The sequence below is a fragment of the Mesobacillus jeotgali genome (genome assembly GCF_014856545.2).
GTDB lineage: Bacteria > Bacillota > Bacilli > Bacillales > Cytobacillaceae > Mesobacillus.
Window position 1 is genome coordinate 4,213,431 of the sequence record NZ_CP109811.1, and the last position, 14,655, is coordinate 4,228,085.

Annotated in this window: 18 protein-coding genes; 3 read left to right on the top strand and 15 right to left on the bottom strand. The window is 39.3% G+C overall.

Annotated features, from left to right (window positions below):
• Positions 1 to 92: 92 nt before the first annotated feature.
• From FOF60_RS21610 to FOF60_RS21630, 5 genes are all read right to left on the bottom strand, one after another.
• A complete protein-coding gene (locus FOF60_RS21610) occupies positions 93 to 1,490 on the bottom strand; it encodes a ferrous iron transporter B (protein ID WP_192469990.1) in 1,398 nt (465 codons plus the stop codon).
• On the bottom strand, positions 1,490 to 2,182 hold the full coding sequence (locus tag FOF60_RS21615) for a FeoB small GTPase domain-containing protein (protein WP_192470178.1): 693 nt from the start codon (positions 2,180 to 2,182) through the stop codon (positions 1,490 to 1,492). The genes FOF60_RS21610 and FOF60_RS21615 overlap by 1 nt, the downstream gene beginning before the upstream one ends.
• Positions 2,182 to 2,430 carry a FeoA family protein gene (locus tag FOF60_RS21620; RefSeq protein WP_192469989.1) on the bottom strand — a complete coding sequence of 83 codons (249 nt, stop codon included), beginning with the start codon at positions 2,428 to 2,430 and terminating at the stop codon, positions 2,182 to 2,184. Before FOF60_RS21620 ends, FOF60_RS21615 begins: the two co-directional genes overlap by 1 nt.
• A 471-nt stretch (positions 2,431 to 2,901) precedes the next feature.
• A complete protein-coding gene (locus FOF60_RS21625; protein ID WP_192470177.1) occupies positions 2,902 to 3,207 on the bottom strand; it encodes an ArsR/SmtB family transcription factor in 306 nt (101 codons plus the stop codon).
• Between the two features lie 103 nt (positions 3,208 to 3,310).
• Positions 3,311 to 3,973 (bottom strand): ZIP family metal transporter, encoded by a 663-nt coding sequence (locus tag FOF60_RS21630; protein ID WP_192469988.1) that lies wholly within the window; start codon positions 3,971 to 3,973, stop codon positions 3,311 to 3,313.
• A 221-nt stretch (positions 3,974 to 4,194) separates the two neighbouring features.
• Between FOF60_RS21630 and FOF60_RS21635 the strand changes: the two genes are divergently transcribed.
• The gene (locus FOF60_RS21635; RefSeq protein ID WP_192469987.1) at positions 4,195 to 5,055 is read left to right on the top strand and encodes a cation diffusion facilitator family transporter; all 861 of its coding nucleotides are present in this window, start codon (positions 4,195 to 4,197) and stop codon (positions 5,053 to 5,055) included.
• A 145-nt stretch (positions 5,056 to 5,200) separates the two neighbouring features.
• Positions 5,201 to 5,368 carry a hypothetical protein gene (locus tag FOF60_RS21640; protein ID WP_264647608.1) on the top strand — a complete coding sequence of 56 codons (168 nt, stop codon included), beginning with the start codon at positions 5,201 to 5,203 and terminating at the stop codon, positions 5,366 to 5,368.
• A 194-nt stretch (positions 5,369 to 5,562) separates the two neighbouring features.
• On the opposite strand, the gene FOF60_RS21645 is transcribed toward FOF60_RS21640, so the two are convergent.
• Positions 5,563 to 6,486, bottom strand: coding sequence for a cation diffusion facilitator family transporter (locus FOF60_RS21645; protein ID WP_192469986.1), 924 nt, complete (start codon positions 6,484 to 6,486; stop codon positions 5,563 to 5,565).
• Between the two features lie 238 nt (positions 6,487 to 6,724).
• On the opposite strand from FOF60_RS21645, the gene FOF60_RS21650 reads away from it, so the two are divergent.
• A complete protein-coding gene (locus tag FOF60_RS21650) occupies positions 6,725 to 7,585 on the top strand; it encodes a cation diffusion facilitator family transporter (protein WP_192469985.1) in 861 nt (286 codons plus the stop codon).
• Here the strand turns inward: FOF60_RS21650 and FOF60_RS21655 are convergent.
• The 9 genes from FOF60_RS21655 to FOF60_RS21695 form a co-directional block, all read right to left on the bottom strand.
• Positions 7,578 to 7,745, bottom strand: a complete 168-nt coding sequence (locus FOF60_RS21655; protein WP_192469984.1) for a hypothetical protein — start codon at positions 7,743 to 7,745, stop codon at positions 7,578 to 7,580. The genes FOF60_RS21650 and FOF60_RS21655 overlap by 8 nt on opposite strands.
• Before the next feature lie 25 nt (positions 7,746 to 7,770).
• Positions 7,771 to 8,841, bottom strand: coding sequence for a copper resistance D family protein (locus tag FOF60_RS21660; RefSeq protein ID WP_192469983.1), 1,071 nt, complete (start codon positions 8,839 to 8,841; stop codon positions 7,771 to 7,773).
• On the bottom strand, positions 8,838 to 9,422 hold the full coding sequence (locus tag FOF60_RS21665) for a copper resistance CopC family protein (RefSeq protein WP_192469982.1): 585 nt from the start codon (positions 9,420 to 9,422) through the stop codon (positions 8,838 to 8,840). The genes FOF60_RS21660 and FOF60_RS21665 overlap by 4 nt, the downstream gene beginning before the upstream one ends.
• A 13-nt stretch (positions 9,423 to 9,435) precedes the next feature.
• Entirely contained in the window at positions 9,436 to 9,816 is a 381-nt protein-coding gene (locus FOF60_RS21670; protein ID WP_192469981.1) for a FixH family protein, read from the bottom strand.
• A 228-nt stretch (positions 9,817 to 10,044) separates the two neighbouring features.
• Positions 10,045 to 10,659, bottom strand: coding sequence for a class I SAM-dependent methyltransferase (locus tag FOF60_RS21675; protein ID WP_192469980.1), 615 nt, complete (start codon positions 10,657 to 10,659; stop codon positions 10,045 to 10,047).
• A gap of 21 nt (positions 10,660 to 10,680) precedes the next feature.
• The gene (locus FOF60_RS21680) at positions 10,681 to 12,825 is read right to left on the bottom strand and encodes a heavy metal translocating P-type ATPase (protein ID WP_192469979.1); all 2,145 of its coding nucleotides are present in this window, start codon (positions 12,823 to 12,825) and stop codon (positions 10,681 to 10,683) included.
• Positions 12,818 to 13,186, bottom strand: a complete 369-nt coding sequence (locus FOF60_RS21685; RefSeq protein WP_251615222.1) for an ArsR/SmtB family transcription factor — start codon at positions 13,184 to 13,186, stop codon at positions 12,818 to 12,820. The genes FOF60_RS21680 and FOF60_RS21685 overlap by 8 nt, the downstream gene beginning before the upstream one ends.
• Positions 13,187 to 13,375: 189 nt before the next feature.
• Entirely contained in the window at positions 13,376 to 13,801 is a 426-nt protein-coding gene (locus FOF60_RS21690) for a disulfide oxidoreductase (protein ID WP_192470176.1), read from the bottom strand.
• Positions 13,801 to 14,481 carry a DsbA family protein gene (locus FOF60_RS21695; protein ID WP_192469977.1) on the bottom strand — a complete coding sequence of 227 codons (681 nt, stop codon included), beginning with the start codon at positions 14,479 to 14,481 and terminating at the stop codon, positions 13,801 to 13,803. The genes FOF60_RS21690 and FOF60_RS21695 overlap by 1 nt, the downstream gene beginning before the upstream one ends.
• Between the last annotated feature and the right edge of the window lie 174 nt (positions 14,482 to 14,655).

The window sequence follows — 14,655 nt, forward strand, 5'->3', positions numbered from 1 at the left end:
GGGGAATTGTTGCCGAGTTGGCCAAAACGGCAGAAAGAGGGTGACCTGATGGGTTACCCTCTAATAGTTTTTTTACTTGTATATAGGTCATTTTATATCCAGCCAAAATATCTCACAGTTTGGGCAATAAGAAACGTTACACAAAGGGCGATGGCGGTTGGAATGATAAAAGCCATAAATGTCCACTTCTTGCTCTTTGTTTCTTTATAAATATTAATCAATGTTGTGCCGCAAGGATAGTGTAATAGAGAAAAAAGCATCATATTCAACGCAGTGAGCCAAGTCCAATTATGATTAATAAAAATTTGCTTAATATCTTCTATTCCTCCTGCATCAACCAGTTCACCTGTTGATAGATATCCCATAAGAAGGACAGGCAGCACAATTTCATTTGCAGGGAGTCCGATTATGAATGCCATCAAGATATACCCATCCAAGCCTAACATTTGGCCGAGCGGATCAAGAAATTGGACAATGTGCAATAAAATGCTCGTGCCGTTCACATGGATATTTGCCAATATCCATGTCATGACCCCCGCGGGTGCTGCTACTTTAACTGCTCGTTTTAGTACTGCTAGAGAATTGTTCAAAGAAGAACGAATGACAGTATCAAATATCTTCGGCTTTCTATAGGGCGGGAGTTCCAATGTATAGTGTGTTGGGACACCACTTAATACAGTTTTTGATAGAATCCAAGAAACAGAGAATGTTATGATGATCCCAAATAATACAATTCCCACTATGACAGCCGTTGTTATAAAGGATTTGATTCCCCCCGTAAAACCAGCCGCCATAAACAAGGAGGCCAGCAAGATTAACGTTCCCCATCTCCCATTGCAAGGAACAAAATTATTGGTCAGGATGGCAAGCATCCGTTCCCTCGGTGATTCTATTATTCTTGTGGACATCATGGCTGCTGCATTACAGCCAAAACCCATCGCCATTGTAAGGGATTGTTTGCCATGTGCTCCAACAGTTTTAAAAAGCCGATCCATGTTAAATGCTACTCTAGGAAGATATCCATAGTTCTCGAGAAGTGCGAAAGTAGGAAAAAATATCGCCATCGGAGGCAGCATCACACTGATGACCCATGAAGTTCCCCGATAAAAGCCCAATACCAATACACCGTATAGCCAATCTGGAGCTTTTACAAGCTTAAATAATACTGTAATATGTCCCTCAAGCCAGCCAAAAAAATCCGCGAGCATAGAAGAGGGAATATTGGCTCCTGCAATGGTTAAGTAAAATACCGCTCCGAGCATTAGAAGCATGATAGGAAAACCCCAAACAGGAGAAGTAAGCACCGAGTCTAATCGCTCCGTTCTTTCGTCATGTTTTGTTTTGCTATATTCAACTCCCGCCTCAATACATCCCCTGCTATTCCGATACAGAGCCTCCACAATCTTATCGCGTGTTTTTGAGGATGATAATTTCTCTGCTTGCTCAAGCAGTTCAACGAACATTACTTGTTCAGAGGCTGCTTTTTCCATCAGTTTAATCCCTCCTTTGATAAATGCCTATCCTTCAGTTCTTCGAGCAACTTTTCATCACCATCCAATAGCCTTAAAGAAAGCCATCTGGCTGGTACATTGTTTCCGAATACCTTTTGGACCATCGGTAAAAGGTATTCTAATTTTTGTTCAGTTTCGTCATCATATTGAACTTTTACAGGCGAACAAGGAATGACACCTGTTACTACCCTTTCAATTGTATCCAACAAAAGCGGCAGTCCTGTTTTATTTCTGGCTGATATTTTAATGACAGGGACCCCAAGGCGTCTCATCAGTATTTTTTCATTAATCCTGATACCCATTTTCTCAGCCTCATCCATCAAGTTGATGCATACAATGACTTTCTCAGTCAATTCCAGGACCTGCAACGCAAGATTTAAATTGCGCTCGAGTGCAGTAGCATCCGGTACAACAATCGTCAATTCCGGTTTCTCAAACACTATAAAATTTCGCGCTGTCTCCTCATCAAGTGAATTAGAAAAGAGGGAATACGTTCCTGGCAGGTCAATCATGTTGTAGGATTTACCTTTGTGTACGAATGCTCCTTCTTTTATATCCACGGTCTTGCCTGCCCAGTTGCCCGTATGCTGCTTTAGCCCAGTCAAGGTATTAAACAAAGTACTTTTTCCGGTATTTGGATTTCCTGCTAGTGCAATCCTGATTTGATTGATCATTTCTCGACCAGCTCCCCTATAATATTGAGACTCTCTTCTTTCCTTAAAGCAACAGATGCACCGCTTACCCGATAAACAACAGGGTCACCTAAAGGACTTCTTCTCACCACCTCGACTATTGCTCCTGGTACAAATCCTAAATCCAGTAGCCTTCTCCTCATCGTTCCGTGGATATTGAGACTTAAAATTTTTATAAAATCCCCGATTATGCCATCATACAAACTCAACTTGTTTGTCCGTATCATCTTTTTTTCCTCCTAGCCATAGTTTTTCCCTAGAGAAACATTTCTGGTTTATTTCATTATATGTTCACTTATTCATATTGTCAAAATGATTGTAGGAAAGTTTTTTAGCATTTAGGTGTATGCGTGGCTATACAGTATGAATATTGCAAATGCCTTAGTCAGTCTGGACATTGCCTCGAGACACATATTGTTACCCACTACGATATTATTAAATAGTTCTATGCAATAAGAAAAGCGCAAGCGCCTCGACCAGGCCTGACGGTGAAGTCGTTCTTTGACTTCATTGGCAGGACCGAAGCGTCTCGAGCTGCTCAAAGCTAACGCTTCTCGCAAGATACTCGAGGAAGCATACTCTTGGATGAAAACTGGCTAGGCGCTGGAGCTAGACACTAATCTGAGTGTAATAAGTTTATACTTTCTTATAAAACAAAAAAGCTTGCAGGAGGCTCTGCAAGCTTAAAGTTTCTAGTATTAATGATGTCTGGCATGGTCAATTATTTGTTTCAGGACACCCATTACGTGTTCATCATCGCACGAATATATCATGGAAGTACCTTCTCTTCTGTACTTTACTAATCTTAAATTTTTCAGGAATCGTAACTGATGAGAAACAGTGGATTGGAGCATCTCCAGTTGTACAGCAATTTCGTTGACTGATTTTTGTCCTTTTGATAACAGGTGCAGGATCTTGATCCTAGTAGGGTCAGATAACGCTTTAAAAGTTTGCGATACTATAAACAGCGTCTCTTCATCCAAAGTGTTTTCAAGATTCACCATATCAACTGGTTCATGTTCTGATTTCTTCAATTCGTTCACCTCAAGGTTTTATAAGGTTCATTATATCACAGCATGGCCAGCTATTCGAAGTCAATTTAACTGCCTACCAGATTGATATCACCATGATCATCAACTTTATTGAACCAAGTGCAATAGCTAATATGAATAGCAATCTTGAAATTGAAACGGTCCCAATACTTTTCCAGAAAATTTCGTATAAAGCTATATAACTTATAGTCCCTATTGCCGCTCCTATTACCAGTGTATAAAACTTAAGCGGGACGACAGGAATAGTTTGACCTGCAAAGATTGTGAAACCGACGCCAAAAGACAAAATGGCACAGGAAATCCAGAAGATGGTGGACCTTAGTTTATTTTGGAGGATGGCTCCCATTAATATTACTCCTTCTGGAATATGATGAAGCACTACGGCTATCGTTAAATAAAAATTGTCGACTTCTTCATTTAAGAAGCTTAAACCAAGTGCAAACCCTGTGGGTATACTATGGGTATACAGCGCCAAAAATAAAAGGATGAAGGCTGACCACCCCGTCTGGGCTTTGTGATTGAATTGGCGAAAAAAACGGTCAATTGTCAAGATGAGCAAAACACCTGAAGAAATCCCTATAAAAACCCCTAATGGATCTAATCGAACCAGCGCTTCTGGAATTAAGTCGAATGTGATTAAGCCTAATAAAAGACCGCCACAGAATAAATGTATAGATTGATGATTCATATTCCATTTCTTATTAATGAAAAATGTCATGTATCCCCCAAACAGGAGGCCCAGGAAAACGATCCATGCTAATATGGCACTTACACTTGCAGGTTGCAATCCATCCTCACACCTTCCGGCCAAAACTTCTTTAAGATGTATATTCAATTTTTCAATGGACATGCTGATTGATTTGTTGATTAAAATGGCATTTCCAGTTTTAGCGAAGGCAAGGAGGGAAAAGAGAAGTAAAAAAAGGAGCAGGACAGCTTATGGGTAAAAACAAACACAAAAGTATGGGAGTTGCCTTTTTTCTAAATCTTTCATTCACGATTATAGAAATTATAGGAGGAATCTTGACAGGAAGTATCGCCATCATTTCTGACGCGATACACGATTTGGGTGATTCAATCTCCCTTGGGATGTCATGGTACCTCGAACGGAAGGCTAGTAGGAAACCCAGCGATAAATACACCTTTGGATATAAGAGATTATCCTTGATGGGGTCATTGCTGAATGCAGCAGTCCTTATTTTCGGATCCCTCTATGTATTGATTGAGGCTGGAAAAAGGCTATTTGAACCTGTGTCTCCAAACTCTCAGGGAATGTTTTGGCTTGCGATTCTTGGTATAGCGGTAAATGGATATGCAGCGTATCGTATAAAAAAAGGGGAAAGTGGAATGAACCAGAAAATGCTCTCATGGCATTTATTAGAGGATTTACTCGGGTGGATTGCAGTCTTAGTGGTCAGTATCATCATGCAATTCAAAGAAATTCCTATCTTAGACCCTCTTCTTTCCATTGGGATCACTCTCTTTGTACTTTACCATGTAATTAAAAATCTCAAGAAAACACTTGTCATCTTGATGGATGCGGTCCCTCAGGAAGTTAATCTCAAAGACATGAAGGATCAGTTCCTGAATCTAGAATATGTTATGGATATTCATAATTTACACTATTGGTCCCTTGACGGTAAGTCGAGTGCATTCTCCACCCACCTTATCGTCCAAGAAAAATTGGAAAATGGACAGGAAGAAGTAATTAGGAATAAAATCAGGCAAATCTTGAAGAATAATGATGAAGGTATTGACTTCATTTCGATTCAGGTCGAACGTGGACGAAAAACATGCTAAGAATAAGAAAATCGCAAGCGCCTTGGTCAGCCCCGACAAGGGTTGGAGGGCCGACCGGTGAAGTCGTTCTTTGACTTCATTGGGCGGACCAAACTCTAAAAGCGAAGGCGACTGCCCAACTCCGACAAGCGCTGGAGGCCTGACAGTGAAGTCGCTCTTTTACTTCATTGGCAGGACCAAAAACGAAAAGTATAGCCGACTGTCCAGAAACGCAGAAACTGGAGACTCCGGCCCTGCCGGCGGAGTTGAAGTTTCGGAGTTTCTAGGAGGCGACACTAGACAAGCGTCTCGAGGAGTTAGGAGCCGCAGCTAGACAAGCGTCTCGAGCTGCTCAAAGCTAACGCTTCTCGCAAAATACTCGCGGATGCACATTCTTGGATGAAAACCGGCTAGGCGCTGGAGCTGGCCAATTCTCTAAGTTGAAATGCTATAAATTCTGATATTATTTAAAAAACAGGAAGACTGCCAGGGAGTTTCCCCAGGGTAGTCTTCCTGTTTTTATGACCTTTAGTTACAAGTCCCATGCTGAGTAGGACAACCAAATTCCAATTTCTCCGTTTGGATGGTACTATGATCAATTCCGAACTCGTCATGGAGAATCGCCTGTGCTGCATGGAGAATGACATCATGGTTCCCATTATCCTGGATGGTTATATGACAGCTTAATACAAGAACCCCAGAAGTAATGGACCAAACATGCAGATCATGTACGTCTTGAACATAGGGAATTGCATGCAGCGATGATTTCACTTGCTCATAATCGATATGGCTTGGGGTGCCTTCCATCAGGATGTGGAAAGAATCCTTGGTCACTCTCCAGCCGCTGATGATGATCAATATCGAAACGATCACACTCGCAATCGGGTCGGCAATGCCCCAGTCGAAAAAGTAAATAAGCAATGCAGCCGAAATGGCACCGACCGACCCAAGCATATCCCCTATAACATGTAAAAAAGCACTTCTGACATTTAAATTTTCGTCTTTATCACCTTTCATCAATAACCATGCCGCTATGATATTGACCATCAACCCGATGATAGATATTGTTAGCATACCAAGGCTTTTTACCTCTGGAGGGTTAAGGAACCTTTGATATGCTTCATAAAATATATAGAGTGAAATCAATATTAATGTGACACCGTTAAGTGCAGCTGCAATGATTTCAAACCTTTTATAACCAAATGTTTTCCCTATCGTCGCCTTTCGTTCTCCAAGTTTGATGGCCGTTAAGCTTAATCCTAATGCTGCAGCGTCACTCAACATATGTCCTGCATCTGATAATAGGGCAAGACTATTTGTAATGATACCGCCGATCACTTCCACAATCATGTACGTCGTAATAATAATAAACGAAAGGAACAGTGCTTTTTTATTATTTGCATTCCCATGGCCATGACTATGTCCATGAGCGTGTGAATGTCCGTGTCCCATAATGAACCTCCTTTTTATGAATATATGCTCATATATATATTATTAACATATGATGGGTGTATTGCAATCCTTTTTGAGGAAACCAGGCATTTATTTTTACCCCAGTTGCAATTTTTTATTCTTCTTCAATTTTATTGTTATTCAAAACACTTTTCTGTGAATAATTATTGTAGTTAAGTAAATAATCATGTTGAAAAGAAATAGAAATCAAATCAGAAAATTAGGAAGGAATCAGGAAATGGGGAACTCTACTGTAAAAACTGGTGAAAAAGGCGCCTGGATCAGCATTTCTGCCTATATTTTTTTGGCTGCATTCAAGTTGATCATGGCAAACCTGGGGAATTCTGAAGCACTTAAAGCGGATGGTCTGAATAATTTTACTGATGTGTTTGCTTCCGTAGCCATTTTAATCGGATTAAAAATTTCAAAAAAGCCAGCTGATGAAAACCACAAATATGGTCACTCCAGGGCAGAAACCATTTCGTCCCTGATCGCTTCGTTCATCATGTTTTTTGTAGGGGTCCAAGTTGTAATGGATTCCTTCCAGAAATTCTACAAACCAGGTGAGGGCCAGCCGGAGCTTTTTACCTCATTCGTCGCCTTGATCAGTGCTATAGCCATGTTTTATGTATATAGGATAAATATCAAGCTATCCAAGGAAATCGGAAGCAAAGCCTTGTATTCAGCGGCACAGGATAATAAATCTGACGCCTTAGTCAGCATAGGAACGGCAGTAGGAATCATCGGTGCTTTTTTCGGCCTTGGATGGCTTGATCCGCTAACAGCCGCCTTTGTTGGTTTGATCATTTGTCATACTGCCTGGGATATCTTCAAAAATGCTGCCCATGACCTGACTGATGGCTTTGAGGTTCAGACACTTAAGGAATTTGAAGATACAATCAATGATACCCCAGGCGTAAAGTTCACTAAAGATATTAAAGCAAGATTATATGGAAACCAGACAGCAGTAGATGCAACCATTTTCGTTGACTCAAATCTGTCAATCATTCAGGGTCATGCTATATCAGAATTGGTAGAACAACGCTTGTTTGAATACCACAAAATCGGCCATGTCCATATCCATATCGAACCTATTTAAGCGTGTCCTTTGAACCCATTTTTTCCTCCAATTCTTTTAGTTCTTTATCCGACTTTTTCTTAAATAAGTAGATAACCCCTATAGCCATAAGTGACAAAATTGAATATGCGGCTACTGTTGGGAAAAGTTCAGCAATATTTAAACCAAGAACAAATTGCATCTTCCTCACTCCTTCTAATGTGTTTTTAATGACCTGCCGTCATAAGTACGATATAAGCCATAAATACGAAAAACAATCCAAATACCACGGATCCTGCTACCATGTTTTTACGAGTAAAACTGAGTACCATTAGAATCAATAAAATGGTTGATAAGAATACTCCAAAAAGAAAGGAGGCATCCACATTTAACTGTACTATATCATTAGTTAGAAAGGGATGAAACCACTTATACAACTGTGAATAGCCTTCTGTTTTAATCATTGATTCTATATCATGCGGTGGAGATTGAATTCCCAGTGCACCAGTCACAATAAATATCAAGGTTATAAATATGCCCTCTGCTCTCATCCATTTAATTGTTGAGGGACCTGGATGCTCTGCTTGTTTTTTCATCAATATTCCATTGATAAATGCAAAAACTAATAGAGGAATTATAAGTATATGTTTAACTAATAAAGCCTGTCCATATGGAAGCATCCAAGAAGAGACATAATCTTTAGGGTCCACAACCAGTTTCATGGTCATGAAACCACTTACAATGATTAAAATTAGACAAAGAATAGCTGTAGGTGTAAACCAAGACAAAAATTTACTCCAGTTACGCACGTCCTTTGAGAATAGAGAAACAATCAATAATATACCTGTCCAAACCACTACTCCAAGAAAATGTATTGTGTGAGATGTCAGGCCATACCAAAAGGACAAACTTGCAGCATGGCTCGAATATCCAACGGCAATAATTAACAATAGAACTAGAAAAGTTTGAAAATACTTGGATTTATTAAATAAAATCATGAAGTATAAAAGCAGTCCTACCCATGAAGTAAACATCCAAGCTTTTCCTACTTCAAAATCAAATAGAACTGAACGTAATGTTTCCCAAAAACCTAAAGCTTCTATAAAGTAGAAAATCACTTGAACTACTGGCCCTATTGAAGCAAAAATGATTCCCAGTATCGATAGAAAATATACTGCTCTTGGAATTTCAATTTTTGGTTTAAAATTTACAGGAACGAGCTGAAAAATCATAGCTCCAACTAAAATAGAAAAAGAAAGGTACAAAATAGTTTCAGATACTATTAGATAAAAGGTCATTTTTTACCCTTTCTGAAAATAAAGAGTGCCATAATTAGTATGGTTAAGGCTGCTGCAGGCAAAAACCACTTTTGGAAATTTGAATTTCCCACTCCCTCTTGTTTATTTTGTTCGTCTTGGGACAAAGTGTCATCTTCCTTGTTTTGCTCCTGACCCTCCTGCTCTGAGTCTTCAGTTTGGTTCTCGGTTTCATCTTCTCTGTTAGAAGCTTCAGTTTGAGTTTGATCAGGTACTTGAACGGTAAAAGAAATGGTTCCCTCCAGAGGATGACCATCTTCTCCAACTATTTTCCAAGTCGCCTTATACTCGCCATTTTCTAATGGCTTATCCAATTTCCCAATTAATTTATCTTCCTCAATCGTAATATTTTCAACTTGGTATGTCTCGTTATTATGTGTTAAGAATAGCTCACCAATTGTTTCAATTTCTGTTTCAAAGGTGATGTCTATCATATCAAGCGGTTCCTTTACAATCTCCCCTTCTGCAGGATTCGATTCTTTTGTATAAGAATGGGCAAAGACCTCAATTTTTAAATTAAAGCTAATAAGAATAAGGATTGCTATAACCCAGATCTTTTTCATTTTCGAAAACCTCCTACTCAACTATAAAATCCATTTTGGGCATGTTGTGCATCCCTCTAGCAGTTACATGCGCGATAATAGTATATTTTCCTGCTTCGGAAAAAGACTTTTGGATGGCATAGATTCCAGATTCACTATTTTTAGCCTCTAGCTTTTCATGAGTTTCCTGGCCTTCTTTCCAAATCTCAAATTGTACAGAGTCAGCATCATTCACATTTTCTTTTCCCTGAGTAATTCGGGCTTTCAATGCTACAGTTTCCCCTTTTTTTATTACTTCAGGCAGAATAATTTCAACATCAACCATTTCGAGTAGGGATTCCTTGTTACTTTCCTGTGCACACCCACCCAATATAAAAAATACAGAAGCAAATATTATCATTATAAATGATTTCATTTAAATCAACTCCTTATTCCAAGGCTTAAGGCTTTTCTTTAACAGTGAATATATGAGCAATCAATCATATAAAATAATACTAATTTTAAGAGTATAAATCAATATCTTTAGGCAAATGACTTTCCATACTTACTATTAAGGCTTAGGTTAAATTATGAAACGTTATGAAAATAAATTAATCATAAAGAAGCCCACATTCATCATTTCCAATGTGGGCCCTGGCCAAAATTAAACTTTCATTAAAACTATTTTTTGGTACATACCATTGAATAATGATTTTTTTCTCTCTAATAGTCTTATACTCTTCGTTTCATTCGCGATGGACTCAAAGGATAAACCAATATCTGTACCTAATAGTCTAATCAATGGTCGAATTAATCTTTTCGATAATGAAAGTTCTTTCTTACCGTCAACAAATTTATCAAAAACAACAATCTGTCCACCATATTTCGTAACACGGGTCATTTCATCAAGGGCTTTTTTGCCATCGGGAACGACAGTTAATATCAAGCTGCCAATGACATAATCAAACGTATTGTCTGGCAGGTTCATGCTTTGAGCATCCATTTGTATAAATTCAATTTTTTCGCCTTCGTACTTCTTTCTTGCTTGATTTAGCATGTCTTCTGAAAAGTCTATGGCTGTTACCTTGAGGCTGTTATAAGGGACTTGATCGATATCCGCCCCTGTGCCAACCCCTACGAAAAGTACGGATTCTCCTGCTTTAAACTCTATATCTTGAAAAACTCGTTTTCTTGCTTCTAAAAATAGTCCGGAATTAAAAAAGTAATCGTAGATGGGGGACCAAATTTTATAGATGAATCGATTCCAATTATTATTCATCTGATTACCCCGTTCGTTAAATTATTCTTTTACCCTCAAAAGTCGCAAACCGTTTAAAGTGACAATAAGAGTAGCCCCCATGTCGGCAAATATAGCGATCCATAAGGTAAGCCATCCTGGTATCACTAGCAGAAGTGCAATAAGCTTGATTGCCAGGGAGAATGTAATGTTTTGCTTGATGATCGTTAAGGCTTTTCTGCTTAACTTGATAGTAAACGGCAGTTTCTTGAGATCATCGCCCATTAAAGCAATGTCTGCAGTTTCCAGAGCCGTATCAGTCCCTGCTCCTCCCATGGCGATTCCTACAGTGGCAGAAGCTAGAGCAGGTGCATCGTTGACCCCATCTCCAACCATGGCCACTTTACCGTGTTCATCACGCAATTTCTTGATAAATGCCAGTTTATCCTGTGGAAGAAGTTCCGCTTCGATGTCAGATACTCCGACCAATTCACCAATTGCATTTCCAGTCCCTTTATTGTCACCTGTCAGCATGATGGTCTTCTTTATTCCAAGTTCATGGAGTCTGGCGATAGTGGAACGGCTGCTTTCCCTAACTTCATCTGCTACTGCAATCAACGCGGATATACTATCCGTAGTGCCCACAACCATGACTGTTTTTCCTTGAAGCTGTAATTCATTAATTTTTTTACTAATGTCAGATGAAATACTCTGATTTAACAACTCTTCAAATAACTTTGGATTTCCAATAAAGTAGGTTAACCCGTTTATTGTTCCTTTTATCCCTTTTCCCGTAATCGATGAAAAATCCTCCACAACTAGGTCCTTGAAAGAAATTTCTTTTTCCTCTGCTTTTTTTATTATCGCTGAAGCAAGAGGATGCTGAGAATTATATTCTAATGCAGCTATGATACTCAGCAGCTCATTTTCCTTCTGCTCATTATCAAGCATTACATAATCAGTAACTGCAGGTACGCCTTTTGTTAAAGTACCTGTTTTATCAAATGCGATGGCGTTAAGCGCACCCGCTTCCTCAAGATAAACTCCGCCTTTGATTAATACTCCATTCCTTGCTGCATTTCCTATTGCAGTTACAATGGCAACCGGCGTCGAAATGACAAGTGCGCAAGGACAGCCGACAACTAGGACCGCAAGCCCTTGATAAATCCACTCACTCCAGTCTGCCTGGAATAGAAGCGGCGGGATTATAGCCACAAGTGCAGCAATCACAATAATGGCCGGTGTATAATACTTTGCAAACTTATCGACAAAAGCCTGGGAAGGTGCTCTCTCCGCTTGGGCTTCTTCTACTAGGTGAATGATTTTCGCAATTGTTGTATCATCGACCCTTTTTGTTACTTTGACTTCCAGTAAGCCTTCTGTATTCAATGTACCTGCAAAAACATCATCATCCACTGATTTTTCCAGCGGTACGGATTCTCCAGTAATTGCTGCCTGGTTAACGGATGAATATCCTTTAACGACAATTCCGTCCATAGCAATTTTTTGACCTGGCTTCACGATCATGATATCACCGATTTGGATATCATCTACTTTAATCAATAGTTCCTGACCATTACGACGGATGAGTGCTTCTTTTGGCGCGATATCCATTAATGAACGAATCGAAGCCCGAGCCTTATCCATGGAATATTTCTCAAGCGCCTCAGAGATTGCAAATAAGATAACAACTACTGCACCCTCAGTCCATTCGCCGATAAAGCCAGCACCGATAATGGCAATCGTCATGAGAGTTCGCATGTCGAACTCTAACCGGAAAAGATTTTTCAAACCCGTTTTAAATAAAGAAAATCCTCCAATTAAGATGGCTGCCAGAAAAGCCGCGATCGTTGGCAGACTTTCTTCCCCATTAATAGACTGAGAGACATAACCTAAAACCACAAACAGTAATGAAGCCAAAACTGTGGAATATTCCTTCCAGAATGGTTCTTTTTTCTGTGGTTTCATCTCACCCTTTTCAGGATAGATCTTCAAATTTTCAAAAGCTCCAGCCTCTTCCAGCTTTTCAATCGTTGTGTTTCCAACCACCGTTATTTTTGAGGCACCGAAGTTTACACTTGCATCCAAAACACCATCCAGGTGCTTTACGTTCTTCTCGAACGTTCTAGCGCAGCCCGCTCAAGAAAATCCTTCGATGCGATAAACCGTCTTCTCTGCATTAAGATTCTGTTCTAAAGCCTCAGTCAAGGGTACTCAACTCCTTTTGATGTTCAAATGCAATACTAATCAATTGTTTTACATGTTCATCCGTAAGAGAATAAAAAACCAATTTCCCTTCTTTCCTGTACTTTGCCAAACCCATATTTTTAAGTAAACGCAAGTGATGCGATGCAGTTGCAGTTGAAGCCCCTACAATATTGCCAACATCACATACACAAAGCTCATCCTCCAAATAAAGGGAGTAGGCAATTTTCATCCTTGTTTCATCTGAAAGGGCTTTGAATATCTTGGCCACATCCTTTGTTTCATCAGGTTTTAGGATGGCTTTTACCCGATCAACCCTTTCTTGATCCACACATGCCACTTGACATACATCGATTTCCTTCAAATTGATCACCTCCGTTTCACCAACATTCAAATGGACGTTTGAATACATTATATTCAAAAATGTGTTTGAATGTCAAAGATAATAATTTTTAATTTCCCTCAAAAGCAGCTCGAATAACCAGTCCGAGTATGAAGCGACAAAAAAAACCAAAAAGAGCCGACCCATTAAGAAAAGGGACAGCTCGCTATGTCATCGGTTCTTGCGCTTAATCAATAGAGCCATAAAAATGATAATAAGAGTAAATGCTGTGAATGCTAAGAATGGTATGGTTATAAAACCAAACCAATTGATATATTGAGCCGTACATGGAACACCACTGACACAAGGTTTAACTTGTGCAAATCCAGGAACCTTTTGTACTAGGTAGTGATTAAGAGATATCAGCCAACCTATGACAGCTAAAGGCAATACGAATTTTTTTACAGCTGTATCATTTTGAAATGTCGCAATTCCTAATAGCAACACCAAAGGATACATAAGAATGCGTTGGTACCAGCATAACTCACAGGGAATAAAGCCAGCTATTTCACTGAAATACAGACTGCCCAAGGTTGCCATCAGTGAAACAACCCAGGCTAAATAAAGGTAGATTTGCTCGCCATTTACGCTTTTCATCATTGTTTTTCCTTTAAGCCTTCTTCTATTAAGGAAATGATCAACTCATAATCAAAAGGATCTTCAAGTATCGTGTCATTCACCATAATGGTTGGAGTCTTCTCTACTTTAAATTCCTCTACTAGTGCAGTGTCTTTGTCCAACTCCTCTTTTATCTCCTGGCTCCGCATATCTTTTTCCAGTACCGCCAAATCAATCCCTGGTACAGTGGAAGCAACTTCTAATGCCTTTTCCTCTGTAAGCCAGTTAGAGTCATGATCGGCACCTGGTTGTTCGCTAAATAACTGTTTATGGAATTGCCAATAACCTTCAGGACTCTGTTTGTAGACAGCTTCTGCAGCAGCTGATCCCACTTTAGATTCTTCACCATGAAACAGCACATTGATGTACACAAATTTCACTTTTCCCTGGTCAATGTAATCTTTAATTAATGTGGGAAAGAATTGTTCTCCCCAGGCTTTGCATGCTGGGCATTTATAATCACCGAATTCGACTACAGTAACTGGCGCATCCGCCACTCCCAATGTAGGCTGCCCTTCGATCGGCGGTAATTTGTCTGTGGTTGTGTCAGGATTTGTTTCTGACTTCGAATTGATCATAACTAATGCTGCCAGAGCTACTACTACAACAAGGGTTATAATGACTGCCATTTTAAAGAATGAATTATTTTTTGGAACCATATTTCTCCTCCTGTAAAGGTTTCATGAGTTTACCGACAGCCTTAATTTTATCAAATAGACTATTGTTATTCAAATAGAGTTTTGAATATTTTATGACTTCTAAAAGCTAATATGAAAGATTAATAATCTAATAACAGCTTAATATTATCCATCGAAACCATTTATTAAGATTCC